This window comes from Brumimicrobium sp., assembly GCA_023957385.1.
Lineage (GTDB): Bacteria > Bacteroidota > Bacteroidia > Flavobacteriales_D > Crocinitomicaceae > Brumimicrobium.
Map to the genome: position 1 here is coordinate 2,046,197 of JAMLGZ010000001.1, position 23,341 is coordinate 2,069,537.

General features: G+C 33.7%; 23 protein-coding genes and 1 pseudogene. 1 reads left to right on the forward strand and 23 read right to left on the reverse strand.

The genetic code is table 11. From position 1 onward, the window contains the following. Positions 1 to 7: 7 nt before the first annotated feature. From bamD to M9897_09080, 13 genes are all read right to left on the reverse strand, one after another. Positions 8 to 1,000 carry an outer membrane protein assembly factor BamD gene (gene bamD / locus M9897_09020; protein MCO5269021.1) on the reverse strand — a complete coding sequence of 331 codons (993 nt, stop codon included), beginning with the start codon at positions 998 to 1,000 and terminating at the stop codon, positions 8 to 10. A gap of 113 nt (positions 1,001 to 1,113) precedes the next feature. After that, positions 1,114 to 1,398, reverse strand: a complete 285-nt coding sequence (locus M9897_09025; protein MCO5269022.1) for a DUF1648 domain-containing protein — start codon at positions 1,396 to 1,398, stop codon at positions 1,114 to 1,116. Between the two features lie 98 nt (positions 1,399 to 1,496). Continuing rightward, positions 1,497 to 2,336 (reverse strand): hypothetical protein, encoded by an 840-nt coding sequence (locus M9897_09030; GenBank protein MCO5269023.1) that lies wholly within the window; start codon positions 2,334 to 2,336, stop codon positions 1,497 to 1,499. Positions 2,337 to 2,554: 218 nt separating this feature from the next. After that, positions 2,555 to 3,148 carry a hypothetical protein gene (locus tag M9897_09035; protein MCO5269024.1) on the reverse strand — a complete coding sequence of 198 codons (594 nt, stop codon included), beginning with the start codon at positions 3,146 to 3,148 and terminating at the stop codon, positions 2,555 to 2,557. Positions 3,149 to 3,228: 80 nt separating this feature from the next. After that, the gene (locus M9897_09040) at positions 3,229 to 4,797 is read right to left on the reverse strand and encodes an IS1182 family transposase (protein ID MCO5269025.1); all 1,569 of its coding nucleotides are present in this window, start codon (positions 4,795 to 4,797) and stop codon (positions 3,229 to 3,231) included. Positions 4,798 to 5,202: 405 nt separating this feature from the next. Continuing rightward, the gene (locus M9897_09045) at positions 5,203 to 5,643 is read right to left on the reverse strand and encodes a DUF2141 domain-containing protein (GenBank protein MCO5269026.1); all 441 of its coding nucleotides are present in this window, start codon (positions 5,641 to 5,643) and stop codon (positions 5,203 to 5,205) included. 99 nt (positions 5,644 to 5,742) lie between these two features. Next, positions 5,743 to 8,835 carry an efflux RND transporter permease subunit gene (locus M9897_09050; protein ID MCO5269027.1) on the reverse strand — a complete coding sequence of 1,031 codons (3,093 nt, stop codon included), beginning with the start codon at positions 8,833 to 8,835 and terminating at the stop codon, positions 5,743 to 5,745. A gap of 30 nt (positions 8,836 to 8,865) precedes the next feature. Then, positions 8,866 to 9,222, reverse strand: a complete 357-nt coding sequence (locus tag M9897_09055) for a four helix bundle protein (GenBank protein ID MCO5269028.1) — start codon at positions 9,220 to 9,222, stop codon at positions 8,866 to 8,868. Positions 9,223 to 9,254: 32 nt separating this feature from the next. After that, positions 9,255 to 10,334 (reverse strand): efflux RND transporter periplasmic adaptor subunit, encoded by a 1,080-nt coding sequence (locus M9897_09060; protein ID MCO5269029.1) that lies wholly within the window; start codon positions 10,332 to 10,334, stop codon positions 9,255 to 9,257. A 26-nt stretch (positions 10,335 to 10,360) separates the two neighbouring features. Beyond that, entirely contained in the window at positions 10,361 to 11,725 is a 1,365-nt protein-coding gene (locus M9897_09065) for a TolC family protein (GenBank protein MCO5269030.1), read from the reverse strand. A gap of 11 nt (positions 11,726 to 11,736) precedes the next feature. Next, positions 11,737 to 12,297, reverse strand: coding sequence for a cytochrome b/b6 domain-containing protein (locus M9897_09070; protein MCO5269031.1), 561 nt, complete (start codon positions 12,295 to 12,297; stop codon positions 11,737 to 11,739). A gap of 10 nt (positions 12,298 to 12,307) precedes the next feature. Then, the gene (locus M9897_09075; GenBank protein MCO5269032.1) at positions 12,308 to 12,604 is read right to left on the reverse strand and encodes a cupin domain-containing protein; all 297 of its coding nucleotides are present in this window, start codon (positions 12,602 to 12,604) and stop codon (positions 12,308 to 12,310) included. Between the two features lie 12 nt (positions 12,605 to 12,616). Continuing rightward, positions 12,617 to 13,204 (reverse strand): TetR/AcrR family transcriptional regulator, encoded by a 588-nt coding sequence (locus M9897_09080; protein MCO5269033.1) that lies wholly within the window; start codon positions 13,202 to 13,204, stop codon positions 12,617 to 12,619. A gap of 1,029 nt (positions 13,205 to 14,233) precedes the next feature. Here M9897_09080 and ltrA point away from each other — a divergent pair. Then, positions 14,234 to 15,529 (forward strand): group II intron reverse transcriptase/maturase, encoded by a 1,296-nt coding sequence (ltrA, locus tag M9897_09085; GenBank protein ID MCO5269034.1) that lies wholly within the window; start codon positions 14,234 to 14,236, stop codon positions 15,527 to 15,529. A gap of 566 nt (positions 15,530 to 16,095) precedes the next feature. Here ltrA and M9897_09090 read toward each other — a convergent pair. The 10 genes and pseudogenes from M9897_09090 to M9897_09135 form a co-directional block, all read right to left on the reverse strand. Then, positions 16,096 to 16,890: pseudogene (locus M9897_09090) on the reverse strand (site-specific DNA-methyltransferase). Next, positions 16,890 to 17,456: a hypothetical protein gene (locus M9897_09095; protein ID MCO5269035.1), complete on the reverse strand. Its 567-nt coding sequence runs from the start codon at positions 17,454 to 17,456 to the stop codon at positions 16,890 to 16,892. Before M9897_09095 ends, M9897_09090 begins: the two are co-directional and overlap by 1 nt. Next, entirely contained in the window at positions 17,450 to 18,292 is an 843-nt protein-coding gene (locus M9897_09100; protein MCO5269036.1) for a type II restriction endonuclease, read from the reverse strand. Before M9897_09100 ends, M9897_09095 begins: the two co-directional genes overlap by 7 nt. Then, positions 18,276 to 19,202: a DNA adenine methylase gene (locus tag M9897_09105; GenBank protein MCO5269037.1), complete on the reverse strand. Its 927-nt coding sequence runs from the start codon at positions 19,200 to 19,202 to the stop codon at positions 18,276 to 18,278. Before M9897_09105 ends, M9897_09100 begins: the two co-directional genes overlap by 17 nt. Positions 19,203 to 19,343: 141 nt before the next feature. Then, positions 19,344 to 19,583 (reverse strand): hypothetical protein, encoded by a 240-nt coding sequence (locus M9897_09110; protein MCO5269038.1) that lies wholly within the window; start codon positions 19,581 to 19,583, stop codon positions 19,344 to 19,346. A gap of 117 nt (positions 19,584 to 19,700) precedes the next feature. Then, the gene (locus M9897_09115; GenBank protein MCO5269039.1) at positions 19,701 to 20,861 is read right to left on the reverse strand and encodes an IS91 family transposase; all 1,161 of its coding nucleotides are present in this window, start codon (positions 20,859 to 20,861) and stop codon (positions 19,701 to 19,703) included. Beyond that, positions 20,858 to 21,709: a site-specific integrase gene (locus tag M9897_09120; protein MCO5269040.1), complete on the reverse strand. Its 852-nt coding sequence runs from the start codon at positions 21,707 to 21,709 to the stop codon at positions 20,858 to 20,860. The genes M9897_09115 and M9897_09120 overlap by 4 nt, the downstream gene beginning before the upstream one ends. Positions 21,710 to 21,915: 206 nt before the next feature. Continuing rightward, positions 21,916 to 22,734 (reverse strand): KilA-N domain-containing protein, encoded by an 819-nt coding sequence (locus tag M9897_09125; protein MCO5269041.1) that lies wholly within the window; start codon positions 22,732 to 22,734, stop codon positions 21,916 to 21,918. A 46-nt stretch (positions 22,735 to 22,780) separates the two neighbouring features. After that, positions 22,781 to 22,978 carry a DUF378 domain-containing protein gene (locus M9897_09130; GenBank protein MCO5269042.1) on the reverse strand — a complete coding sequence of 66 codons (198 nt, stop codon included), beginning with the start codon at positions 22,976 to 22,978 and terminating at the stop codon, positions 22,781 to 22,783. A gap of 69 nt (positions 22,979 to 23,047) precedes the next feature. Beyond that, complete coding sequence (locus tag M9897_09135) at positions 23,048 to 23,287, reverse strand: hypothetical protein (protein ID MCO5269043.1); 240 nt, start codon at positions 23,285 to 23,287, stop codon at positions 23,048 to 23,050. Positions 23,288 to 23,341: the final 54 nt, after the last annotated feature.

The following is a 23,341-nucleotide window of genomic DNA, read 5'->3' on the forward strand; positions in this document are numbered from 1 at the left end:
ATTAATATTAACTGTTTCCTAATTCCCTTTCTGCTTTCTTAAAATAACTTCTAGCTTTTTCTAACAAATCAGAATTGGGATAATTTTTTGCAAATGTATTAAATTTTTTAATGGTTTCCTCTAAATAATAGGTTTTTTTATGCATAGACGAGGAGTGAGATGCTTCATACATTTCCACAATCTCATTATATGCATATTGCTCATTAACTTTTCCAAGTTCAACCACTAACCTATCGTTGTGTTTTTTTGTTTTATTACTATAATTCTCATCGATGAATAAGGTATAATATTTACTATATAACTCCATAGCATCTTCGATTCTTTCTTTCTTTTTACTTAATACACTATTAATAGCCAAGGTATATGCGTTTTCAAAATGAATGAAAGCCACTTGCTTTAAGAATGTTGATTGTGGATATTCTTCCAAAAAGGATTTTGCTGAAGCAACTGCAGCTCTATTATCATCCATCTTGTCATATAGCTTAACTGCTTGAAATTGTTTGGTTTCAATTTTTAATCTCAACCTATCCATGATATTGTTACATGAATCTACATATTGACTTTCTGGATAACGTATTACAAAATTTTGAAGATCATTTAAAGCTATTTCTGTTTCCGTTTGATCTAAAGTGTAATTGGGGCTGTTTTGAACTGAACATATAGCTTTTAAGAATAGTACTCTTTCATTCTTCTCACTTACAGGGAAACGGCTTGGAAATTGACCAAAATAATAACCTGCCATTATATAATCTTTCATAAAATAGAAACCTTCTCCTAATCGAAAATAAGAAACTTCTCCTTTATCTGTTCGAGGATAGTATTGATAAACCTGTTCGTACAAATTAATTGCTTTATCATACATTTTCTTGTCATACATCCGATTAGCTTCATCGAATTTAGCATCATAATCTGTCCCTTTTAGGATTTTATTATAATCACTACAAGAAACAATCAGGAGAACTGATACAAGGATTAATATGGATTGTGTAATTGTTTTCACGTTGCAAAAGTATAACTTTCAAGGAATAAGTAAGTATTTTTTTTGCAGTTTAACGAAAATTGGGGAAATATGAGGTGTTATTGGACTCGGCATGGCAGGTTGCATTGTTCTTATCAGGTTAGAAAGGCGTTAGATCCCGTTCGCTGTCTGTACTTGTTTAAGACTGTCAGTCCAATGAAAAGAACTGTCGCAATCAAAGGTAATGTCAAGATGTTTCCTTTTCCACCAAAACCATCTGCCATCCCTGCGCCGTTGTAATGAATTGAAATTGTGTCAGGCAAGTTTGTGTAGTTTGAAATTGTTAAAATCCAAATTGAAAGAATTGAAATCCAACCAAGAATCTCAAGTGTCTTGTCAAATGTTGATAATTCCAATTTTATTTTCGGGCGTTCATCCATATTGTTTCATATTTGTGCAGGGACATTTTTAGTATTAGTAAGAAAAACTGAAGCATTTTTACTCTCCTTGCGTGCAGATGGTATGTTAGCAGCAGCCGTTATTCATCTTTTTCCTTTTTCTTATTTCTCTTTTCTTGGTTTTTGTTTATTTTTTTAACTGTACTCATTGGAATTACGGTCAGTTGGTCTGTTTCACAATCCCAAATGTTCAAATATTTTTTTGAAACAACATTATGAGTTTTCCATTTTGCAAACTTTTCGTAAAGCATTATTGTACAAATGTCTGTCGCTGTAATAAAATCGCCTGTTTCTGGCAAATGATTGTGCATAGCATCTTCAATTACATTACCATCTTCTTCATTGCCATATTCTATTGGAATGATGTTTTTATGAAGTTGTTTTTTCGTTACAAGTTTGTTGTTCTTGTCAAATGTCAGCAAGTAGTCGTTACCGAAAATTACAACACCACTTACTTTCGGTCCCGTCAAAATGTAAACTTTCTTTTCTTCTCCATTGATTAGCGGAATGATGTTTGGACTTGTGTTCTGGTAAAACTTGAAAAGCCCATCTGTGTTTGTGTTTAATTCGTCTAATGCAATTTTTCGAATTTGATATAATTCGTTTTCAGTTGGAGTAAATTCTCTTTCTGTCAAGTCGGTTTTTGCGGTCTCTATGCTGTAAGTATTGTCAAATGAAATTGTCCCGATCACTTTCGGATTTTCTGCTCTTGAGAAGAAAACACATTTTGCAATGTCATTATCGGTATAAGAAAAATAACCGCCAATATTTTCTCTTTCTTGGTAGTTTTCTAAAAACAGATCTGTCCCATACCACGAGGCCAGTTCAGATTTGTAGAGAAGTTTACCTTCCGCAACAATTGGTTGTGCTTCGTCTGTCGGATTTTTTTGTCCAAATATACTTAAAGAAAAAAGTATCAAGAATAATGTCAGTGTTCTGTTCATTTTGCTGCGTTGTTTTATGGTTGTTACTAACGGTTTAACGACTTGCCTCAGGGCGAATTTATCGGTAAATGCTAGAACGAATATAAAACTTTTTTCTTAGAATAAATGTAAAAACAGTCTGTATTGAGCTAGCTTGCACTGAATTTATTGAAGTGAAATAAAGCGTTTTGCCCACCTTGCGTGCAGATGGCGTGTTAGTGGCTGTTTTCATTTATTCGTTTAATTATTTCGGCCTCTTCATCTGTATAGTCTATCAGTTTGCCTTTTTTATTAAATCCCCAAGTCTTAACTGGGTAATTTGCTCCTTCAATATATTTGTCGATTGCTTGTATTCGGCCGTTTGAATAGTAACTTGTCCAATAGCCGTGTTTCCAATTATTATAGTATTGACCTGTTAGCAATGGAACTCCATTGAAAGATTTGATTATATATGTTCCAGTTATCATAAGTCCATCGGAAATCTGTCCATAAAATGTAGTAGTGGTTTTGTCGATACCGTTACAGCAAACAATCTCAATATTTCCATTACCTAATGCTTGATTCACATATATTTTACACTTATTGTGGTCTCTGTCTAAGCTTTGTAAATAGTTACATTGAATCACATCAGAGTTGTTAGGGAAATAAAAAGTGTCTCGATTATCCAAAATGTAATAGTTAATAAATGTGGAGTCGATTTTTACTTTGGATTCTTTTTGAAACTTCACTTTAAGAATTAGATTGTTGTCTTGCCCAAATGAAGCAAGAGTAATTAATACCATCAATATTGTTATTATTCTTTGTCTCATAAAATTCTGACTAACGGCAGTCCGTCTAAATACCGTCTTTATCTATATACTCTCTACTAAACTACTCATTTATTTTCATTTTAAACCACTTTAGAATACTCTTTTTTAAAAACACCAATCGTTAAATAAGAAAACAAAAACCTGTAAAACGCATCTAAATGCTTTATAAAATACGAAAAATTCAAATCAAGCTCTCTTAGGTACTTTTTGAGTACATTTTGGTTAAGAAGATTGAATATTCTACGTAAATTGAAAGCTGTAAAGATGAGTCCTACGTCTGCCGAAGCCCTTTCTTTGCCTTTTTTTGTTACGATATAATAAAAATCCCATTGTCTCTTTATGATTCCAAAGGGGTGCTCCACGATTGCCTGTCGTTTTTTATAGATTTCATAATTTTCTCTTACTCGCTTCTTGTTTTTTTCTAGCAAATGGGCATAGATTAATCGTTCAATGACTCGCCCACGTTTATTGGCTGCTTTGGTGCATAAATCGTAAACGGGACACGTTTTACAGGCATCTGTTTTGTACTGCTTCATTCGGATGGATTCTTGCTTCTTTCTTCCTGGATGATTTCTACTTTTGGAATACCATTTCCCATTGGATTTTAATGTGTTTCCCTGTGGACAGGTGTAAGAGTTAGTTTCTTGGTTATAGGTAAATTCGGAAATGTTATAAGCAGGATCAGGTGCCATGGAAGAGGTGGGTAAATCGGGAACAGCAACCAATACATCAACTCCTAATTCTTCTGCTTTTTCAAACTCTGTTCCGGTGTAATATCCTTTATCAAATATGGCTGTAAATTCATTGTGACCTAAAACTTCCACAGCTTGTTCAAGCATTCCGCCCATTGCTTTGGAATCGTTTTCATTGGTTACTTCGTAATTGATTGGAATGCTGTGTTTTTCATCCACTGTTGACTGAACATTATAGGCTACCTCTGTAATGACATTTCGAATAATTAACTGCCTACTCTCAGGATCAGATGTAGAGATTTGAACCTCTCCTGTTTCTTCTAGTTGTTTTTCTAAATCCTTATATTTCTGTTGGTGTTGGAGGTGTTGCTCTATCTTTTGTTTTGCTTTTAACTTTTGTTCAACATCCCCATCTTCACTTGCAAGAACTGCATTGTATTCCTCTAGTTTTGTTTCAATATAAGCAAGATGTCTATCAATTTTTGCTTGGTTGTAGTTGTTCTTTTTAGAATTTTGGGCACGTAATTTTGTGCCGTCGCCAGCAAGTAGTTTTCCGCCAATCAAATCAAAGTTTTTGGCAAGCTCCACAGTAGCTCGAAACACTTTTTTGATTGCTAAAGGATTGTCCTTCCTGAAATTAGAGATGGTATTGTGGTCGGGGGCGAGTCCTCGCATAAGCCACATTACTTCCAAGTTTCGGTTACACTCTTTTTCCAAAAGTCGAGAGGAGCGGATGCGATTCATGTAGCCATATAAAAATAACTTCAATAAAACACTTGGATGATAAGCAGGTCTTCCTCCCTGTGGATTGACTTTCTCTTCTACAAAACCAAAGTCTGCCAAGGGTAAACTATCCACAAAAAGCTCAATCAACCGAACTTCATTGTTTTCATCAATTCGCTCCTCTAAGCAAAATAACTCGAATTGAGTTCTGTCTTTTCCGATGATGTATTTCATAGGGTAAATATACTGAAAATCAATGAGGTAACAAATATTTTAGAGTGTAAATTATTGACAATTAGAATGTTAATAGGTTGGGGGGTTTTTAGACAGTTTGACGGTTTTCAGCTTGGCGAAGACGGCATTCTTATTACAAATCTTCAATCGAAGCGAAAGTTCCAAATTTAGCAAAAAACTATAAATCGGAGCGTTTCTTGCCGTTTTTGCCAAACTGATGTTACAGGCTGGCGTTCTTTATATGACCAATTCTAATGTATTTCTGACTTCAATCCACATTTAAAAGCTAAAAAAATAGGGTAGGAAAATAATTTTTTTGGTGGGTGGAAGGTGAAAGTTCTTCTCGCATTTTTGCTTTAGTGTGGGTTTGTGCGAATGCGAGATGTGCTTTCACATTGGTTGGGATTACATATAAATAACTTTTACTCTTATCGTTTTATTCTGATTTAATTCAAAACTTGCCTTATTGAAATTTGGGCGATTTGTTAATCCAATGGAAGTGAAGTTTGAAAATCCGATTCCCTCTTTTGGTAAAATAAATCCTTTGTCAATTTTTCCGTTTTTATTTTCATCGTGTAAAATGTTTACAGCATAATTCCCTTTTGGTAAGTTTGAAAAGGTTATTTCTGCTTTACCATTTTCGATAGTTGTTTTGTCAATTTTAAAATAATTTTTATAATCTTCATCAGGAATTGGGCCGTCTTTGTTATAGAGGGAGAATTGCACAACACCTTTAGAATTTCGTAAATTTTCTACCTTAATCGTTAAATCGTACACTTCCTTTGTGTCAGGTGATATAAATGCCAAAATAGAGGCTGAAATAATAGATAAAATAATTGTTTTCATTTTGCTTTTTCATTTATAAAATTGTGCTTTGGCAAGGAGAAGAAACGACTAATCATTACAAAACTCAACATTCTTACTCCCGCCAAAGACTTAAAATTATTAATTTTTCTTACTTAACTTAGCTTTCAAACTGTCCACGATATCATAAACCATTGGCACTAAATACACTGTTAATGCTAAGGATGAAAGTAACCCTCCGATAATTACCCACGCTAAACCATTTTTCCATTCTGCTGATGTTCCTGTACCTAATGCAATGGGCAACATTCCGATAGCCATTGATAAAGTAGTCATTAAAATTGGTCGCATTCTTCCCTTACTTGCTAAGACAATAGCTTCTTTATAGTGCTTCCCTTCTGCTTTCATTTGGTTGGTAAAGTCCACAATTAAAATGGAGTTTTTGGTAACTAATCCCATTAACATAATTAAGCCAAGCAATGCAAATAGACTTAAATGGCTTAACGATAAATTGAGTGCCAAAAATGCACCGATAGCCGCAACTGGAATGGCAAATAACGCAACAAAAGGATAGATATAACTGTCGTAAAGTGCCACCATTATTAAATAAATCAAGATAAATGAAATTAGCAAGACAGAACCCAATGCACCGAAACTATCATTTTGTCGTTTAACATCGCTTCCCCAAGTCATTTCTATTCCGTCCGGCAAAGGGTTGTTTTTTACATAAGCAACTACATCATCGGCTACCGTTCCTGACGGACGACCTAAAGCATCTGCGGTAAGTGTAACTGCTGGTTGGCGGTCTTTTCGCTCTAATAATGAAGGGGAATTATCTTTCTCAATTGTTGCAACTTGCGATAATTCGATAGGTACACCCATTGGATTGATGATGTTAAATTGCTTTATATCATCCTCATTCTGACGACTGAATTTATCCAACCAAATTCGAACAGGATATTCTACTCCGTTTTCGGTTAATGTTGCGTCATCATTCCCTGTAAATGCTGTTCGCAAATTCATTCCGAGATAGGCGGTATTTAATCCTAATCGTTGCATTTTGTCTTTATCAGGAATGATTTTAAGCTCTGGACTCCCTGCTTCCACTGATAAACGAACATTATCTGCTCCAGGGACTTTTTCAATGATGTGTTTCAAGTCATTACCTGCTTGCATTACTTGATTTAAGTCGCTACCACTTAATGTGATTTCAATAGGTGCTGTTCGAGGAATTAAGCCTAATCCCATGATAGAAAAATTAATTCCTGAAAAATCTTTTTCTAAGTCAGTTCGTAAATCTCTCATAAATGCTTCTGTGGAAAGGTTTTGGGTCTCTTCCTTAGATTTTAGTTGAACCGTAAATTCCGTTTTATTTGCAGAACCTACTCCTAAACTTCCCATTCCTGTACTTGGTCCACCAACATTACTAAAAACAGATTCAACTTCGGGCTGTTGTAAAATATAGTTTTCTATTTTTTCCGAAACTATATTGTTTTGTTCTAATGAAATGTTTTTGTCAAATTCTAATGCCATTCTAAACTTTCCTTGGTCTCCTGTGGCAATTAATTCTTTTCCAATAATTCCCTGTTTCATCATTATTCCTGTTCCCGCAAATAATAACAAAACAATGCCTGTAAAGATGAGTTTATGTCGTAAAACCCAATTTAAAGAGTTGCCATACCAATTAATAAAACGATCCAACTGTTTTTCAAACCAAAGTAAGAAACGATTAAAGAAATTGGTAGGTTGCAAATTGTCTTTTTCACCAATGCGTGAAGCTAACCAAGGAGTCAATGTAAAACCAACTAACAAACTGGTTAAAACAGTTACAATAATTACCACAGAAAACTGTTTGAGCATATCCGCTACAAAAACTTGTAAGAATAGAATAGGAACAAAAACAACAACGTCCACCAAAGTAATCGAAACAGCTGAAAATCCAATCTCCATTCTACCCTCCAAGGATGCTTTTCTCTTTTCTTTCCCCATATCCAAATGGCGTTGAATATTTTCTAAAACTACGGTAGCATCATCTACTAAAACCCCGATGACTAATGACATTGCCAAAAGTGTCATTAAATTCAGCGTGTAACCTAAAAGCCACATCGTCCCAAATGCTGTAACCAATGAAGTTGGAATAGCTACCGCAACAATGAATGCGTTTCGGTAACTTCTTAGGAACAATAACATCACAAAAGAAACCAAGATAACAGCTAAAATTAAGTCGATAACTACTGAATTAACCGCAGAAATTGTATTGTCGGTACTATCATCAGTTACCACAAATTGTACTTCTGAATTCGCATTGTGTTTTTCAATACTCTGAAACTTTTCTTTTATCAGAGTAGAAACATCTACTGCATTGGCATCTCCTTGTTTTTTAATCAGTATTCCAATTCCTGTTTTTCCGTTAAAACGGCTATAAGAAGAAATTTCTTTAATGCCATCGCTTACTTCTGCAACATCTTTTACATAAACAGGACTATTGGGAAAAGGCATGGCAACTTGTACGCTTTTAATCGCATTAATATCATTGTATTTCCCCACTAAACGCACTGAATTATTCTCCGTTTCTGTTTGAATTTTCCCCGCTGGCAAATCTATTCCCGAACGATTGATAGCTTCTACCACTTGAAGCAATGAAACTTTATAGAGTTTCAATTTTTCTTTATCAACCTTTACTTGTATTTCTCGTTCTTCGCCACCAAGCATTGTAATTTCTGCTACTCCTTTAATTTGTTGAACTTGCGGAAGAAAATCATCTTTCATTTTCTGATAAAACTCCGTAGGTTCTAAATTACTTGTTGCACTAATAGACATTATCGGCAAATCATTAGGAGAGACCTTGCTCATTTCAGGACTTAGAATGTCTTTCGGCAAATCTTTTCGGATATTGTCAATATAGCGTTGAGCATCTTGCATTGTTTTATCCAAGTCTGTTCCATACTTTAAATTGGCAATAATGACGGAAGCATTAGGCAATGATTTTGTTACTAAATAATCCACTCCTTCTAAATTGGAAAGTGCATCTTCTATTTTTCGAGAAACAGAAGTTTCTACTTCATTAGGTTCAGCTCCTGGATAGATTGTTTTAATTACCACAACGGGTTGATTGAAGTCGGGCATTAATTCATAGCTCAAATTCTTAAAACCAATGATTCCTATAAGGGCAAACACGCTGAAAAGCACAATAATCAGCGATGGTCGTTTTATTGATATTTCTGTAATATTCATTTTATTCAATTAAAAATTAAGAATTAAAAATTATGAATTGTTTTGCTTTGAGGTTAGTAAAATAGAAGAGAGTATTTTGCACAATTCTTCTGCATCCTCTAATAGCGATTTTGATAAATCATTTTCTAAATATCCAGTAGCAACCAATAGTTTTATCCAGTATTTTGTTTCTCTAGCCTCTTTAAAAGAAATTGAGATTTTTGCTATAAAATCTTTCTTGGATTGCCCACCTGTTGCTTCTTCCACATTAGCACCAATGCTTGTTCCAGAGCGTAATAGTTGCTTGGACAATACAAATTCCTTCTTTTCATTTTGCAGATATTTATAGGCATTCACTATTCTAACTGCAAAGTCAAAACTCTTTTTTTGAATAATATTCTCTTTCATAATTTCGATTTTTTAATTGAACTCTTAATTCTTCATTTTTCACTCTTCACTCTTAATTCTTCACTCTTAATTAAAATATTCGCATTTTCAAACAGATTAATAAACCCACTTGTTACAATTATATCTCCCTCTTGTAAACCTTCTTTTACCACGGTTTTATTTCCAATATTTTGAGAGGTTTCAATTGTTTTTAGCATTGCTTTTCCATTTTCAATAATATAGACTTGCGTTTTTTCATCATTATTTAGAATGGCGGAAGAAGGAATTAAAAATCCTTCTTCTGTTTGGTTGTTTGTAACATTTACATTTCCAAACATTCCTGCTTTAATATCTAATTGTTTGGTGTTTTCTACTTGAAATTGTACAGGAAAACTATTTCCCATATTTGCTTTACTACCAATCATTGTAATTTTTCCAAGTAATGAAATTTCTGGAAACACATCTGCTGAAATGGTATATTGTTCACTTGACTTAAATTGGGTTAAGTTGTTTTCAGCAACATTTACTGTAAATTTCAGGCTATTTAAATCTGTAATCTGCAACAATGGAACTCCCGGTGCTGCAAATGCACCAATCTCACTTAGCTTAGCTGTAACAACACCACTAAACGGAGCTTTAATAGTTGTTTTGTTAATTTGTTCTTGAATGGTTGCTCTTTGAACTTTTGCAGATTTTAATCCCAATTTGACTTTTTCTAATTGTACGCCTTGCACTGCATCTGCTTCGGTTAAAATTGTATAGCGGTTTACATCGTCTTGTAATCCCTCAATTTGTACTTCTATTGTTTGTAGTTGCAATTTCAACAATGAGTTATCCAATTGAATGAGTGTTTGCCCTTGCTGAACAATATCTCCCACATCTACTAAAATTGAGTTTATTTTCCCTTGTGTTTCAGCACTTAATTTGACTTCTTTATTAGGTTCAAATGTTCCTGTAAAATTTCCTTTTTCATTTATAAGTTCAAGACGAATAGTGTCCACATCTACCAAAATAGGTTTTTCTTTATCAAATTGATAGACTTTGCTTTCTGTTGTTTTCTTATTACTCACAAGTTTAAACACCACTAAACCTGAAATAGCAACACCAATGATTATCCAAATTATCTTTTTCATTTCTATTATTTTTAATTCGTATTTTTTTAATTTTTAATTGATTGAATTGTACCTGTCAATTTTCTAAACTCTAAATCAGCTTTTAAAAAGTCGATAATTGCGTTTAAATAGTTTTGTTGTGCCTCTCGTAAAGCATTGTCTGCTAATAAAACATCTGTCAAACTCGCTGTTCCTTGTTTTTGTTGTAATAGCGTTTGTTCATAAATAGTTTGGGCTAAACTGATTTGGTTTTCGGTGTTTGTAATGGTACTTTGAGCAACAATTCTTTGACGAATTACATTTTTTATTTCCATTTCTATTTTATCATTAATTTGGTGTGCTTGTAATTCGTTGTTGTTTATTTCTAGTTTCTTTTGATTTATTTTTCGTTGGGTAACAGTTCCATTAAAAAGTGGATAACTCAATTGTAATCCTGCAAATCCCATAGGGTAAAAATCTAAAAATTCATTAGGTGTTTTATCATATCCAAAACCTGTTGTTCCATAAGATGCAATGAAGTTTAAAGAAGGCAAAAACCGAGAGCGATTTAATGTTTTTAATTCATTGTTGAGTAATGTGTTTTGTGCATTTATTAGTTTTAAATCCAAAGAGTTGCGTGTGGTATTTTCTGTTAAATTGGTTTGAATTATTTCTGTTTCAACAGTAATCGTTTGTTCTATTGAGATACCTATATTCAACTTTAGCGCATTTAGAATTTGTAGATATTTGCTATATACATTTTCTCGTTGTGTAGTTAATTGTTCTGCTTGTAATTGAATTTTACTCACATCTGTTCCTTTTGCTAAAAGTTGGTCTTTTAGTAATTGAATATTCTTTAAAAGTTGGTGGCTATTCTCTAAATTTGCATCTATAAAATCAAGTTGATGTTGAAGTATTTGAGCATTGTAATAAAGCGTTGTAATGTCAAATAATACTTGTTCTTCCGTTTTTTGATATTGCAATTCAGCTAACTCATTGGCAACCTTGGTGTTTTCAATTGCTCCATAAATCTGTGGATTATACAAAGGCATCACTAATTGAACATTGGCATTAATATTATGTGGTACTCCAAACTGTATATCTCTAAATTGTCCTTCAGGTGCTGACGGATTGAGTGCATTCATCGGCATTAACTGTGTGGGTAATTCAAAAAAGTATTTATAGTCAGCATTAGCTATTATTTTCGGAATCAAATTAGCTTGTGCTTCTTTTCTTTTTTGTTGGCTGATATCAATGTTATTTCTATTGATTTGCAAATTCTTATTTTGAACTTGTGCCGTGTCAATACATTGTTTTAAAGTCCATACTTCCTGTGCTTGTGTGGCATTAGTCATAATAACTAAGGTTAAGGTAAAAAATAGTTTGCGAGTACTCACTAACTCATTAAGGTAAAATTTTTTATTCTTTTTCATATTAATTCTATTTAATCTCCACTAATCATTTTTGAAGTTATTCCTTTTTTATTTGAAAATTCTGCAATTAAAATCCCTGCAAGATGTAGCAGAATAAATATTGGGAACCAGTAAATTCCTAATTTGTGAATACTTTCAATATTCCCTTTCCATTCAGGAAAAAATCCTTTTTCAATAAATATTCCTGTAATTGCAGAAATAAATACAAAAAGATAAAAATAAACATAGGTAAAACCTTGCAAACGTTCCTTTAGTGGTTGTTTACCCTTAAATGGATTGGGAAAACGAATGCCTTTAACAAGCATATAAATTATTCTTGCTAAAAACGAAAAAATCATTACGTGAGCAAAAATAAAATGCCATTCCCACATAGGTTCTCTCAATACTTTATAGACAGCTTTTGCCTGTTCTTTAGATACTTCAATATCTTGTGAAGCTATGGCATCGGCTACTGCTTGCTTTCCCATCCAATACATTCTTAAAAAACCGGTTAATAACAAAATGGACATTGCTGTTGCCATTATCCAATGCAATAGTCTGTGAAATCCTGTGAATTTTTGATTTGTATTCATTTTTCAGATCTTAATTAAAAAACTCAAATTCTATTTTATTAGGCATAAAATGAATTCCTTTGAAATCTGTAATTCCTTTGAATTGATGTTTTATAAAAGGGGGGATTGTAAATGCGTCCCCTGGTTTCATCACTATCTCTTTTTCATTGATAAATAAGATACATTCGCCTTCGTGAATGAAAATAACAGATTCAATGTTAGATGAATGTTCTGGCAAAAACTTATCTTTTTTACCATTCATCTCTTTTGTTGTGAAACTTTCGCCTATTGAGAGCGTTTTTACTTTCGGTTTAATAACTTCTTTCATCATGTATAATTTTTATTTTTCAGTCATTTTTAAAATTCCGTTCAAAACAGATTTACCGTCTTTCATTAAATTGGATTTATGTCCTGACAATTTCCATTTTAGAACAGTCATTCTCATTCCCCCAATTATTATCGTGGTCAGAGTAGAAGCACCAATTACTTTGCTGTATTGTCCATTTTCTTGTCCATTTTTAACGTTTTCCAAAACATAGTTTTGCATTAAATCCATTATTTCAGCTACTTTATTACTCAAGTTTTCATCAAAATGAAAAATACTTTCAGCAAAAATTACGCTTACAATAGCAGGTTTATCAGTGAATGTTTGTAATTGAGAGTTGAAAATCAATCTAAGTCTTTCAGCATAGCTATCATCTTCCTTAAATTGGATAGATTGAATACGATTTTGCATTTCCATTTTGAAATATTCCAAAACACTCAGTAAAATTTCATTCTTACTCTTAAAATGACGATATAACGCTGGTTCTGATAATCCTATATCTTCTGCTAGCGTTTTAATTGTCAAATTTTGAATTCCATATTTTGAAATTCTATTTGTCGCTGCTTCCATTATTTCTATTTGTCTTTCTGTAAATTCTTGCATACTTTTAAATTAAAAAGTTAGTTAGTATTCGCTCACAAAGGTAGGTGCATTTTTTAGATAAGCAAATATATTCTGAAAAAAAATATTTTTTTAGAGTATTCTTTTAATAGAGAGTTGGAAAAATTGGCGCTTTTGTGGCTTTTAGCTGATAGCATTGTGGGTAGGAAAGCCACAAATGTGCCAATGAGCGAAAGGAAATTCTTTTGTGCGTTGGCTTTTTTAGCTTTTAAATTCCTTATTTCTAAAGTCAGAAATACAGTTAATTATTCATTAGATTTCGGAAAGTTGTTGATAGAGGTGTTTTTTTACGCTTGACTGTAACGGTCGGTAGCTTGACGCAGGCAGGGATTTTTAGCACTACTGTTGATGCGAAGACCGAACTTCAAATATAGCACAAAATTTCAATCGGAGACGGTTCGCCCTGCTTGCGTTCAAACCGATTGTGTGTGCTCTGCATGAGCAGAAGCACACGCTAGTGTAAGCTATCATAAAAATTCAAAAATACAAATTTATTTTGTGATAACAAACATTAGTGTGATGCTTCAAATTTCCAGAGGGTGAAAGTCCCTACCACGCGGAGTAACGACCCGAAGTGTAGCAAGTCGCAAGGTTGCTAACCGTGAGGTTAGGACTAAAGGAAGCGAGACTGCAAAATCCGGTACTGACGAACAGAAAGTACATAAGAGGCATTATGAAAAGGATGAGTATCCACAGCAATACGACGTCCAACATCAGCAATCGAACGCTGACTCATCGCAGAGATGATTTTCATGATGTAGATGTACCAGGGATTGGATGAAGGAAAATGCTCTTACCAGAGGAGGTCTTGGAATAGATTCGGTTTCTATATGCCAAGAAGTCAGCAGAGGTCATAGTACTTTGTAGCAACGAGCTAAATGAAAAGTGAAGAAAAGTTTAGAGGTCTCACAAACAAAGGAAGGACTGAACGCAAGTTGGTTCACAATTCGGAATGGAATTGAAAGATAGCCACCCGAAACGTGAACAGGTTAAATAAAATGTAAATTAAGAATGGTCGAACAAGTAGTACATCCTTACAACCTGCAAAAAGCCTTACGACAAGTTGTTGTCAATAAGGGGAGTGCAGGTATTGACGGCATGAAAATCTCTGAACTTTCGGAAGTATTCCGAAAGGAAAAGGATGCTATTATCCGCTCAATAAAAGACGAAAACTACTTGTCTCAACCCATTCTTGGAGTAGAAATTCCGAAAGGAAATGGAAAAACACGTCTGTTAGGAGTTCCAACGGTAAAGGATAGATTACTCCAACAAGCAGTATCACAGGCTTTAATGCAACATTGGGAAAGGGATTTCAATGAAAATAGTTTTGGTTTTAGACCCAACAAGAATGCCCGCCAAGCCGTAGGCAAAGCGATGCAATACATTCACGAGGGCAGAACTTATATTGTGGACATTGACTTAAAAACCTTTTTCGATGAAGTTGACCACTGCTTACTCTTAAACCTACTGTACCAAAAGGTAAAATGCCCTAAAACACTAAAACTTGTACGTCAATGGTTACGAGCACCGATTAAAATCAAGGGTAAATTACAAAAGAGAAGAAGAGGAGTTCCACAAGGTTCACCTTTAAGCCCATTGTTATCTAATATCTTACTCAACGAGTTGGATAAAGAATTAACAAGACGGAAACTCAAATTTGTACGTTATGCCGATGATTTTAGCATTTACTGCACATCACGAATACAAGCAATAATGACAATGAAAGCAATTTCAAGTTTTCTGAAAACCAAACTAAAACTCACGCTGAATGAGGAAAAGAGTGGAATACGAAAACCTGTTCAGTTTGTAATACTTGGGTTCGGCTTCGTACCAACTTACAAGAAAGGAGACAAAGGGAAATACCAATTAGTAGTAGGGGAGAAAGCATGGAAACGCTTAAAACAAACCTTGAAAACGATTACAAGGAAAACAACGCCGATGAGCTTCGATGAGCGAATTACGAAGATAAAAGAAGTACAACGAGGATGGTTAACCTATTTTCGAGGTACGAGTATCCAAGGTAAGCTCCGAGACTTAGACGGTTGGTTACGTAATCGTTTAAGGTATTGTATTTGGCACGACTGGAAAAAGTGGCGAAGAAAACGAGCTAATCTTATTAAATTAGGAGCAAGCGAAAGAGATGCCACACGCTGGAGCATGACACGAAAAGGAGGTTGGACGATAGCTCAAAGCCCTATTTTAGGTACAACCATTACCTTGGAACGATTACGAAGACGTGGTTATGTTTCACTATCAGAAGTTTACATTGCATTGAACCCATCAACTTGCGAACCGCCGAGTACGTGAACCGTATGCTCGGTGGTGTGAGAGGCGCACTCCGTTCCATTTTGGGCGGAGCCGTCTACTCGATTAGCCGATCGCCACAATTCCTAAATACTTTTTAGTTTTTCTATTGTCGTAATTGTTGGGAGATATTGTCTAAACATTTCTCTGTTTTTTACATCCGATTTTTCAAATAAATTTTCAGTGTCAAGAGTGAAAATATAATTTTCATCTTCTATAAATTGATGTAATTCAACTTCGTAATAATATTCTGTTTTAGAGTTTTCTTTATCTTTTATGGTAGATTTGTGCTTTAAATTTACGGATTTTATTTCTCCGTACAAACCTGAAAGTTTTATAGGTTTACTTCGTCCTCCTGTATAAATAAAAAGTTTTTTTGTTGAATGAATTCCTGTCGGAAAATCTAAAATTTTGGTATCACTCTTGATTGCGTGAAAATAAAAAACATTTTTTTCTTTTAGTTTTTTTAAGCCTTTTACACGACAAAAACCTAAAGCTATTTTTTCTGGTTCTTTTGAAATTTCAGTATGTAAAAACTCTTTGAATTGCCTTTTATCTATAAATCCTGCAATTTTGTTTCTATACTTATTTACAATTTCAGGATTTCCAATTTCTAATTTTCGGTTCTTGCTGATTTTCAAAAATTCTTCTTCTTGATCAATTCCTAAAAATCTTCTATTTGCCAAATTAGCTGCAATTCCTGTTGTTGAACTGCCTGCAAAAGGATCTAAAATCCAAGCGTTTGGTTTTGTAGAAGCTAAAATAAGTCTTGTCAAAACCGATAAAGGTTTCTGTGTTGGGTGTTTTCCACAAGATTTTTCCCAAGGTGCAATTGCTGGCAATTTCCAAACGTCTTTCATTTGTTTATCGCCATTTAATTGCTTCATAAGCTCGTAGTTGAAATAATGCGGAATTTTCTCATTTTTTCTTGCCCAAATGATTTGTTCTGATGAATGTGTAAAGTAACGACACGAAAAATTGGGTGGAGGATTTGTCTTTTCCCAAGTTACAATGTTGAGAATTTTAAATCCTAATTCTATTAAAATTTGTCCAACTGAAAAAATGTTGTGCATTGTTCCGCTAATCCAAATTGTCGCATCATCTTTCATCTTATCACGAACTAATGAAAGCCATTTACGGTTGAAGTCGTTTATAAATTCAAATCCTTCGGATTTGTCCCATTTTCCTTTATTTACACTTACTATTTGTCCGTTTTGAATTGACAAACCATTATTTGATAAGAAGTATGGTGGATCAGCAAAAATCATATCAAATTTGTGGTCAAATTGAGGCAAAAGATCCATCGTATCTCCGTGAAGAAGATAGAAATCTTTGTCGTCAGATTTGAAATAAGGTTTAATCATTATCTTCTGTTATGAGTTGCAATAGAAACAATTTTATAAATGTCTTTATGTGCTTCAAGTGCTTTTAGTAAATTCTTAAACATAAAAGCAGTCGATAAATTAGTCTTTTCTTGTATCATCAAAAGTTTTGCGATAAGATAAAGGAACTTGATACTATATTCTCCTTTGTTTGCTAATTCGGGATATTTACTGGCTTCTGTATTAGCTTCACTTTTCAATTTTTCTACATCTAAAAGCAAGTTTCTTTCATCATCTGTTTTTAATGGTTGAATTTGATTATCCCATAAGTCAATTAAAAATTGTAAGAACTTTTTTGTTTCGGTATCATTATGGTGCATTTTAATAATTGCATCTACTGCCCAATGAATATGTTTTGGTGTTCTAATTCTCGACCAACCTGATTTTGTGTTTTCATCTTTCTGTCTGTATCTAAGCAATAAATCATATTCCGACAAAGATCCTTGATAAACGCCTAAAATATAAGTGTCGTTTACTTCAATAATAGCCAAAGGTTCAATTCCTTTGACGATCATATGTGGCGTTTTATGTGTTTTGCTTCTTACCATTCGCTATTTATTTGTTCCTCTTGAATTTTCTTAATAAAATCTTCAAGCGTTATCAAATTGTACAAACTCGGAATAATGTTGTACGCTTCTTCCAATTTATTCTTTGCTGAAAACCAACCTTGTCCGTCCGTAATCCAAACAAATTCGTAGTTTTCGTATTGATTGATTTTTGGTGCAACATCAGAATAAGCTCTTGCAGTTTCATTTAATTTTGAACCACCACTATTGTAATAATTTGTTTCAATTAAATAGGTTTTCTTCTTCGTTTTAATAACAAAGTCAAAACGCTTTACATCTGCTCCCAAACTTATTATTTCAGGGAAAACTGTATTGTTAACTTCTTTTTTGTAGAAAACACCAGCCTTGTCAAAAATCAAAGAAACAGCTTTGGACATATTATCTCCACCTCTGTTTTTTCGAGCATTTGTATCTAAACCAACTTCTATTCCGAAAACGTAATCAACTAGATTCGTAACATCTTTGTTCTTAAAGACCTCTGCTAATCCTGTTTCTACGATGTATTCCAAAATCAATTCAGGTGAAGTGAAATAAGTATCAAGTAAAACAATTTCTCCATTGTTGTTGAAAGTTTTAGCTTTTTTGTTTTTACGAATAGCAATCAGAATGTCTAAAACTTCAAACACTTTCGGATTTTCATCATAAAGTTCGTTTACAGCTTCTTTTAAATTCTCTTTTCCAATCAGATAATTTAACTGATTGAGTTTAATTGAAATTTTGTTTACATTACTTTTTATTTTCTTGAAATCCGTAAAATAATCAAGTGTTGCATTAGTTTCCGAAAGTTGCGATAAGAAGGTTTTAAATTGCTCTGACATAATCTTTATTGTTCACTTGATTAGTAATTAGTAGTTCTGTTAATTTTCCTCTTTTTTCGGGGTTGGCATTAATATTTCTTTTTGCTTCAACTCGTTGAATATTAAAGTCAGAATATAAATCATCAAAGAAATTATCATTTTCATCTTTTCCTTTCACGTCTGAATTACTTAAAATCCAAGTGTGATTTAAGATGTCAAGTTTGTTGCAGAAATCTCTTAATCGAATTTGTTCGCTGTCGTTAAATTCGTCTTTTGCATAAGAATTAAAACTTGAAGTTTCGCTCAACGGTTTGTATGGCGGATCGAAATAAAATAGCGAATTTTTGTCTGCGTATTCCAACGTTTGTTCAAAATCTCCACACAAAATTTCTACTTTTTGCAACGCTTCACTTACCGCTAAAATATTTTCTCTGTCGCATATTGTTGGCTTTTTATAACCACCCATCGGAACATTATATTCGTTCTTACGATTCACTCTATAAAGTCCATTAAAACAAGTACGGTTTAGAAAAATAAACAAAGCGGCTTGCCCGCTTTGTTCTTCTTTTCTTGTATTGTACAAAGCTCTTTTTTGGTAGTAATAGAGTTTTTTATTCTCCTCATTTCCTTCCAAATTATGAAATTCATTTTGTAAAATTTCAAGAATTGAAATCAATTCTTTTGGTTTGTTTGCAATGGTTTTATAGGTATTTATTAAGTCTTCATTGATGTCGTTTATTACAGCTTTTTCGAGGTTTGGAAAGTTGTTTAACATCCAAAAAAGTACAGCTCCGCTACCAACAAAAGGTTCGATGTAAGTAAATTTTGAGCGAACTAATTCTTGTGGTATTGATTTTTCAATATCATTAATTAGTTGGGTTTTTCCTCCTGCCCATTTTAAAAACGGTTTTGCTGTTTTAAATTTAGTCATTCTTCTCAATTTCTTAAGTTACGCTTCAAATTTACAATTTTAATTCTTGTTTAAGAATTTAAGAAGAAGAATTTTGTTTTTAGTACGAGCGTTCAAAAGTGGTGTCGGCTAACTCTATACGATTGTATCGTTATTTTTCTTTCAAATATACATAAAATCAGGAACAAAAAATACCCATCCCCATTTTTTTGAAAATGAAGCCAATAAAGCTAAAATAAAGAAAATTGATGATACAATGAAGTTGAACGAAGCCTGAGTAATAATTGAGCTTGAGATGGTTTTAGGAGCTATGGGCATGGTATTCTCTCGAATAATATTTCGATGATGAAAAAGCGTTTTTAATTGCTTTTTTGGGCTCTGAAAAGAATAAACCCCATTCATTCATATCGTTTATTTTTACAATATGTTACCGATAAGACATACCTATCCCGTTACGGTTTTGTCCCGTTTTAAAAAAAAAACTATCTTGAGTCAAAGAGCGTTTCACTAAATATACTGTCACGAAGGCGCCCTTTCTATCGGCTTTCGAATGACCATGTGCCCCTTCTTACACTTCGGGCATAGCAAAGGATCTTGCTGTTTGATTTCTCGATATACCTCATAGGCATTTAAGCCTTCATACTTCGGAAAGAAACGTTCACTTTTGTTTATGGTGGCACATAACTCTACGTTTTCTTTTAGATGTCGCAAAGCTAAAAAACCAATGTACCTTACCTTGCAAAGACCTGAAGGCAGAATGTGCTGTAAAAATCGTCGGACAAATTCTGATTCATCCAATGTCATTACACTTTTAAGTCCTGCTTTCTTGTAGTTTTTGTAATAAAAAGTGACTTTCCCATTTTTATGACTGATAATTCGTTGATTGGAAATCGCAACTCGATGTGTGTAATTGCCAAGATATTTGATGATGTTATCAGGAGTAGTAAAAGGTTTTTCACTGTAAACAACCCACTTTTTCTGATAACAAGTATCTTTAATTTGCTTAAAATTTTGAATATCATCCGGCAGCTTTAATTTGCCGATAGCATACTCTTTTTCTAACGTTTTCATCAATAGTCCTCGAAAAATAGCACTTAAAACTTTCACTGGCAGAAAGAACTTTTTATGGGATGGCACCCATTCAAAGCCGTCTTCTGTTAAACCTCCCGAGGGAACAATCATGTGAATGTGTGGGTGGTAGGACATAGTTTGTCCCCAGGTGTGTAGCACTGCTACGCCTCCCATTTTAGCACCAAGATACTCGTTGTTTTCTCCGCATTGCATAAGTGCTTGACTGGCAGCCTTAAACAAACTATCATAAGCAATGCGCTGATTGATGTAAAACAACTTGTTGAGTGATTCTGGAATGGTAAAAACCAAATGAAAATGCTTCACTTCTGGTAAATTGCTTTTCAGTTTATCCACCCACTGTATTTTTCGTGTCATTTGACACTTCGGGCAATGTCTGTCTCTACATGAGTTGTAGGCGTTTCTGTAATGATGACAGTGATTGCACTCTGCAACATGTCCTCCTAGTTTTACTGTTCGACAAGCTAAAATAGCCTGAAATGCTTTTTCTTGAAAAGGATGCAAGTCATTCAGATTCAGTCCTTTGTTGAGTACTTCACTAAAAATATCGGACAACTCTACTTTTTGTCGTTTATTTTGCTTTGTTTTCATAAGCGAAGATCATCAAAAGGTGAGACAATGTTTTTTAAGCTAGCATTTGAAAGATGCAGGTAAATCGAAGTAGTTCGGATAGAACTATGCCCCATAAAAGATTGAATAATCTTTAGGTTAATTCCTTTGTCCAAGAGATGGGTAGCAAAACTATGTCGTAGCAAATGAGGGGTTACTCTTCTTTTGATGCCCGCTCTTTGTGCAGCATCATGAATTACTTTATCAAAAGTTCGGACACTCATCTTCTTCCCTGGATGCCCATTTGGTTCAAACAAGTAAACTTTTGGTCTAAAACACTTGTAATAATAGCGTAATTCCTCTAGGGTTTGCTTTGAAAGAATCGTTCTTCGGTCTTTCTTTCCTTTACCTTGACGCACGATAATAAAACCGTTTTCTGAGTCAATGTCCTTCGGTTTTAACTGCAATAATTCCATTTTGCGCAATCCTGCCGTGTACATGGTCATAATCATCACCCGATGTTTGATGTTTTGAGTACGCTCAATCATCAATTTAACTTCTTCCAAGGAAATAATTTCGGGTAGTTCTCGCGGCAATCTAGGACGTTTTATTGCAATGGGTTCCCATTCTTTTTTTAACACATCTTCGGTGTAGATTTTAAACGCACTAATCTTTTGATTGATATAAGATGGTGAAACTTTTTTTGACTTTACTAAATGATGCAAGTATTGTTTCAAATCCTCGCTGGTCAGTTTATCCAAGGTCTTGTTTGCATACGACTCGAAGACCTGCATAGTCTCACAGTAGCTTCTCACAGAGCAATCGCTGTAATTGCGAATCTCCATTTCTCGTTTTAACAGCGCTATGGCTGGGGAAAATTTATTCTCCATAACTTTTTGATTTTTAAAATGAAATCTAAAAGTTATGGAATGTTTTGGGAATTACCGACTTGGTCGGTTTAGTTCAACGGTCTGGCACTAAAAGCTGGCCGACTTTTCGGATAAAACCCAAGCTCGAAGCACAGATGTAAATTTAAACAAAAATTTTAAATCGGAGCGTTTATCTCGGCTTGCTTTTAATGACTTGTTATAGGGCGTTATTTTAATCGTTTAAGTGAATTTTGCTTCATTAAAGATTTCATTTGAGTAATGGCTACCTGATTTAATTCAATCAACCGTTCTTTCTGCGATAAATTTTGTCTGATTAGCAGTGCATTTATACTTTCCATATTACTTAACACTACAAGTTGATCAAGCGTTGCAAAATCTCTAATATTTCCTTTTTTATCAGGGTTGTTTTCTCGCCATTCTTTTGCGGTAATGCCGAAGAGAGCGATATTTAAAACGTCAGCTTCATTAGCATAAATTATACTTGCTTGTTTACTAGTTATTTCGTTAGGTATTAAATTTTCTTTGATAGAATCGGTATGGATTTGATAATTTACTTTAGCGAGAGTACGTTGTAAATTCCATTGTAGTTTATTTCTATTATTTTCCTCATCTTTAAGTCTTTGAAATTCATTTATTAAATAAATCTGAAATTCTGGACTTAGCCACATAGCAAAATGAAAAGCAATATCTTTATGGGCATAAGTTCCTCCGTATCTCCCCGCCTTTACTATCATGCCGATTGCCCCAGTTCGCTCAATCCATTGTCCTACGGACATTACAAAACGATTTACTCCTGCTTCATTTTTAATTACCCCGAATTCGGGGTAATTAAAATTAGTATTCTTTAAGTTCTCCCATACACCTAAATATTCAAGTGTATTTTTGTTTGTAATCCATTTACCAATTAAGCCACTTCCTTCATTAGAGTTACCAGTCATGTCGGTTAAACTAATGTAATCAGTTTCATTCTGACTGATGACTTTTATTGTTGACTCTTTGACTTGTAAAATTCTTTCTTTAGCCATAAATTTCATTTAGACATTTAAGAAAGCCAAATTACTAAAATAGTTCCTATTTTTTTGCTGTAAAGGATGAAATAAGACTAAAAATAGCAGATAGACCTATTATAATTCTAATAAAATCACCTCCAATTGTTCTGTCACCACCAGTAATTTTTGAAATTACGTCAATTCCTGCCATACTGAATAGTAAGTAGAAAACCGCTCCTATGACAGTTAATACTAATGTTATTTTGCTTAAGTTTTTCATATTATTTTGTATTTATTGGTTACTTTTTAATGCCCTATAACTCTATACGATTGTATCGTTATTTTTCTTTCAAATATACATAAAATCAGGAACAAAAAATACCCATCCCCATTTTTTTGAAAATGAAGCCAATAAAGCTAAAATAAAGAAAATTGATGATACAATGAAGTTGAACGAAGCCTGAGTAATAATTGAGCTTGAGATGGTTTTAGGAGCTATGGGCATGGTATTCTCTCGAATAATATTTCGATGATGAAAAAGCGTTTTTAATTGCTTTTTTGGGCTCTGAAAAGAATAAACCCCATTCATTCATATCGTTTATTTTTACAATATGTTACCGATAAGACATACCTATCCCGTTAC

Excerpts from the sequence above, each read along its gene's own strand:
- M9897_09110 (MCO5269038.1), bottom strand. The coding sequence starts at position 19,583 with ATGAATGGGGTTTATTCTTTTCAGAGCCCAAAAAAGCAATTAAAAACG.
- ltrA (MCO5269034.1), top strand. The coding sequence starts at position 14,234 with ATGGTCGAACAAGTAGTACATCCTTACAACCTGCAAAAAGCCTTACGA.
- M9897_09060 (MCO5269029.1), bottom strand. The coding sequence starts at position 10,334 with ATGAAAAAGATAATTTGGATAATCATTGGTGTTGCTATTTCAGGTTTA.
- M9897_09025 (MCO5269022.1), bottom strand. The coding sequence starts at position 1,398 with ATGGATGAACGCCCGAAAATAAAATTGGAATTATCAACATTTGACAAG.
- M9897_09045 (MCO5269026.1), bottom strand. The coding sequence starts at position 5,643 with ATGAAAACAATTATTTTATCTATTATTTCAGCCTCTATTTTGGCATTT.
- M9897_09095 (MCO5269035.1), bottom strand. The coding sequence starts at position 17,456 with ATGGTAAGAAGCAAAACACATAAAACGCCACATATGATCGTCAAAGGA.
- M9897_09065 (MCO5269030.1), bottom strand. The coding sequence starts at position 11,725 with ATGAAAAAGAATAAAAAATTTTACCTTAATGAGTTAGTGAGTACTCGC.
- M9897_09070 (MCO5269031.1), bottom strand. The coding sequence starts at position 12,297 with ATGAATACAAATCAAAAATTCACAGGATTTCACAGACTATTGCATTGG.
- M9897_09050 (MCO5269027.1), bottom strand. The coding sequence starts at position 8,835 with ATGAATATTACAGAAATATCAATAAAACGACCATCGCTGATTATTGTG.
- M9897_09135 (MCO5269043.1), bottom strand. The coding sequence starts at position 23,287 with ATGAATGGGGTTTATTCTTTTCAGAGCCCAAAAAAGCAATTAAAAACG.
- M9897_09120 (MCO5269040.1), bottom strand. The coding sequence starts at position 21,709 with ATGGAGAATAAATTTTCCCCAGCCATAGCGCTGTTAAAACGAGAAATG.
- M9897_09105 (MCO5269037.1), bottom strand. The coding sequence starts at position 19,202 with ATGACTAAATTTAAAACAGCAAAACCGTTTTTAAAATGGGCAGGAGGA.
- M9897_09100 (MCO5269036.1), bottom strand. The coding sequence starts at position 18,292 with ATGTCAGAGCAATTTAAAACCTTCTTATCGCAACTTTCGGAAACTAAT.
- M9897_09130 (MCO5269042.1), bottom strand. The coding sequence starts at position 22,978 with ATGAAAAACTTAAGCAAAATAACATTAGTATTAACTGTCATAGGAGCG.
- M9897_09080 (MCO5269033.1), bottom strand. The coding sequence starts at position 13,204 with ATGCAAGAATTTACAGAAAGACAAATAGAAATAATGGAAGCAGCGACA.
- M9897_09125 (MCO5269041.1), bottom strand. The coding sequence starts at position 22,734 with ATGGCTAAAGAAAGAATTTTACAAGTCAAAGAGTCAACAATAAAAGTC.
- M9897_09115 (MCO5269039.1), bottom strand. The coding sequence starts at position 20,861 with ATGAAAACAAAGCAAAATAAACGACAAAAAGTAGAGTTGTCCGATATT.
- M9897_09055 (MCO5269028.1), bottom strand. The coding sequence starts at position 9,222 with ATGAAAGAGAATATTATTCAAAAAAAGAGTTTTGACTTTGCAGTTAGA.
- M9897_09040 (MCO5269025.1), bottom strand. The coding sequence starts at position 4,797 with ATGAAATACATCATCGGAAAAGACAGAACTCAATTCGAGTTATTTTGC.
- M9897_09075 (MCO5269032.1), bottom strand. The coding sequence starts at position 12,604 with ATGAAAGAAGTTATTAAACCGAAAGTAAAAACGCTCTCAATAGGCGAA.
- M9897_09035 (MCO5269024.1), bottom strand. The coding sequence starts at position 3,148 with ATGAGACAAAGAATAATAACAATATTGATGGTATTAATTACTCTTGCT.